Here is a 3,224-nt window from a genome sequence, read left to right as displayed (position 1 = left end):
CTCTTATCCTCCCCCCCCCTGCGGGTGGGCTCGTCTTGTTTTTAATCCTCTGCGGGGGGGGGCCCCGCCGCCGGGCCCCCCCCCCCGCCCCACCCCCTCCCGCCCTCCGCGACCGCCGCAAGGACACGTCTGGTGAACGCAGCAGCGAACAATCCCTTCGCGCCCGCCTCGGCCGAGGTCCCGCGCTCCTACCACGGGCTCGTCGACCACCGCTTCGTCAAGCTGGCCCCCGACGTCTCGTCGGCGGACCCGCAGGCGGTGCTCGCGCACGAGACCTTCCGGGCGATGGTGATGAGCGACCCCTACCCCTGCGTGGTCGGGCGGGGCCTGCTGCGCCGCGGCGACTACCGGTTCGGGTCCTACCCCGCGCTCGGCTCGGCCGAGGGCGCCCGGGCGGTCGCCGCCGACCTGTGGCAGTTCGTCCAGGAGTTCCCGATCCGGCAGGAGAACTTCGCCTCGTTCGTCGCCAGCTTCGACGGCCCGGTCAGCTCGACCGAGCAGGAGTTCGAAGAACTCCTGTGGCAGCAGTTGCAGTTGATGCACGACCTGGACCGGGAGCACCACGACTGGAGCCCGATCGTCGGCTCCGACCCCAACACCAAGGGGTTCTCCTTCAGCTTCGCCGGGCGGCCGTTCTTCATCGTCGGCATGCACCCGGCCTCCTCCCGGCTGGCCCGCCGACCGGGCCGGCCGACCATGGTGTTCAACGCGCACGAGCAGTTCGACCTGCTGCGCGAGTCCGGGCTGATGCCGCGGATCACCCAGACCATCCGGGCCCGCGACCACAGGATGCAGGGCACGCTCAACCCGGCCCTGGTCCTCTTCGACGGCGACCACCCCGAGACCGTGATGTACTCCGGCCGGCTGCCCGAGGAGGGCTGGACGTGCCCGGTGCACATCGCCGCCGACGCCACCGCGGTGGCGGACCGGTGACCGGGGTGCTGGCGGCGGTCGGCCGCGACTACCCGCCGACCGAGCCGTTCGAGGTCGGCCGGGAGCACATCCGCAGCTTCGCCCGGGCGATCGGCGACGACTCGCCGCTGTACCGCGACCCCGCCGCCGCCCGCGCGCTGGGCCACCCGGACGTGCCGGCCCCGCCCACCTTCCCGGTGGTGTTCACCCAGGAGGCCGCCGAACAGGTCACCGGTGACCCGTCGCTGGGCATCGACTTCTCCCGGGTGGTGCACGGCGGGCAGCGCTTCGCCTACCGCCGACCGGTCCGCGCGGGCGACCGGCTGACCTGCGTGGTGGTCATCGCCGAGGCCAAGAGCCTGGCGGGCAACCTCTCGCTCACCCTGCGCACCGAGGTGAGCGACGCCGACGGGGACCAGGTGCTGACGGAATGGTCCACCCTGGTGGTCCGCGCGGCGGAGACGGGAGCCTGACGGGTGCACGGGAACGTGGGCGTCGAACTGGGCCGACGGGTCGCCGCGGCGGTCCAGGACGCGCTGGACCTGCGGATCACCGCCGAGCAGGCCGCGGTGCGGCCCTCTAAACAGGCCGGTGCCGACTACCAGAGCGGGATCGCGCTCGCCCTGGCCGGCACCCTGGGCCGGGACCCGCGCGAGCTCGCCCGGGAGGTCGCGGCGCGGCTGGACACGACCGGACCGGTCGGGTCCGCACAGGTCTCCGGCCCCGGCTTCGTCAACCTGGTGCTGGCGCCCGGCTGGCTCGCCGACCGGGCGGGCGCCCTGCTCGGCGAGGAGCGGCTCGGCGCGGCGCCGGTGGCCGAGCCGCGCCGGATCGCGATCGACTACTCCAGCCCCAACGTGGCCAAGGAGATGCACGTCGGCCACCTGCGCTCCTCGGTGCTCGGCGACGCGATCGCCCGGCTGCTGCGCTTCGCCGGACACGAGGTGGTGGCGCACAACCACATCGGCGACTGGGGCACCCCGTTCGGCATGCTCATCGAGCACCTGGCGGACGAGGGCCGCACCGGCGCGGGCGACGAGCTGTCGATCGGCGACCTCAACGGCTTCTACCAGGAGGCGCGGAAGAAGTTCGACGCCGAGCTCGACTTCGCCAACCGGGCCCGCCGGCGGGTGGTGCTGCTGCAGGGCGGCCACCAGGAGACGCTGGCGCTGTGGCGGCGGCTGGTCGAGCAGTCGGCCCGGCACTTCGAGCAGGTCTACGACCTGCTGGGCGTCGGGCTGACCGCCGCGGACGTCTACGGCGAGAGCTTCTACAACCCGTTCCTGGCCGACCTGGTCCGCCAACTCAGCGCCAAACGGCTGGTCAAGGTGAGCGCCGGGGCGATCTGCGCCTTCCCCGAGGGGTTCACCAACCGGGACGGCGACCCGCAGGCGGTGATCGTGCGCAAGCGGGGCGGCGGCTACGGCTACGCCGCCACCGACCTGGCCACCGCGCGGTACTGGATCGAGGAGCGCGGCGCCACCGACCTGCTGTACGTGGTGGGCAGCCCGCAGGCGCAGCACTTCGCGCTGGTCTTCGCGGTGCTGCGGGAGGCGGGGTGGCTGACCGGCGACCTGCACGCCGAGCACATCGGCTTCGGTTCGATCCTGGGGGAGGACGGCCGGACCGTGCGGTCCCGCGCGGGCGGCGCGGTCAAGCTGGTCGACCTGCTGGTCGAGGCGATCGACCGGGCCGCCGGGATCGCCGCCCGCAGTGAGCTGACGGACGATCAGAAAGCCTCAGTGGCACGGGCGGTGGGCATCGGTGCGGTCAAGTACGCGGACCTGTCGAACGACCGCCGGCGGGACTACGTCTTCGACTGGGACCGGATGCTCGCGATGGACGGCAACACCGCCGTCTACCTGCAGTACGCCAACTGCCGGGCCCGCGCGGTGCTGCGCCGGGCGGGCGGCGAGCCCGCCGCCGGTACCCCGGTGCTGCTGACCGACCCGCGCGAGCGCGACCTGCTGCTGCGGATCCTGCGCTTCCCGGCCGCCTGCACCGCCGCGACCGAGGGCTACGCACCGCACAAGCTGTGCACCCACCTCTACGACACGGCCCGCGCCTTCTCCGCCTTCTACGCCGGGTGTCCGATCCTCACCGCCGACACCCCTGAGCTGCGCGCCTCCCGCCTGGTGCTGGCCACCCTCGCCGCCCGGGTGCTGACCCTGGGGCTCTCGCTGCTGGGGATCGAGGCGCCGGAGCGGATGTAGCGCGCAGACGACTTGTCATGCGCGGTCGCAGCGGCGCACCCTGACGGGCGGCGCGCCGCTGCGACCGCGCCCGTGCTCCCCGGGGGCGGGCCGCCGCGG

General features: G+C 73.6%; 3 protein-coding genes. All 3 read left to right on the top strand.

The annotated features are described in order from the left end of the window. Positions 1-132 precede the first annotated feature (132 nt). The 3 genes from gntA to argS are packed head-to-tail and all read left to right on the top strand — an operon-like array spanning position 133 to position 3,125. On the top strand, positions 133-933 hold the full coding sequence (gene gntA, locus ACFW1A_RS39600) for a guanitoxin biosynthesis heme-dependent pre-guanitoxin N-hydroxylase GntA (protein WP_380418407.1): 801 nt from the start codon (positions 133-135) through the stop codon (positions 931-933). After that, the gene (locus tag ACFW1A_RS39595) at positions 930-1,385 is read left to right on the top strand and encodes a MaoC family dehydratase N-terminal domain-containing protein (RefSeq protein ID WP_380418405.1); all 456 of its coding nucleotides are present in this window, start codon (positions 930-932) and stop codon (positions 1,383-1,385) included. Before gntA ends, ACFW1A_RS39595 begins: the two co-directional genes overlap by 4 nt. 3 nt (positions 1,386-1,388) lie before the next feature. After that, entirely contained in the window at positions 1,389-3,125 is a 1,737-nt protein-coding gene (argS, locus tag ACFW1A_RS39590) for an arginine--tRNA ligase (RefSeq protein WP_380418403.1), read from the top strand. Positions 3,126-3,224 lie beyond the last annotated feature (99 nt).

The sequence above is a fragment of the Kitasatospora sp. NPDC058965 genome (assembly GCF_042741245.1).
GTDB lineage: Bacteria > Actinomycetota > Actinomycetes > Streptomycetales > Streptomycetaceae > Kitasatospora.
The sequence above is the reverse complement of the archived record's forward strand: the minus strand, read 5'-3'. Positions and strand labels throughout refer to the sequence as shown.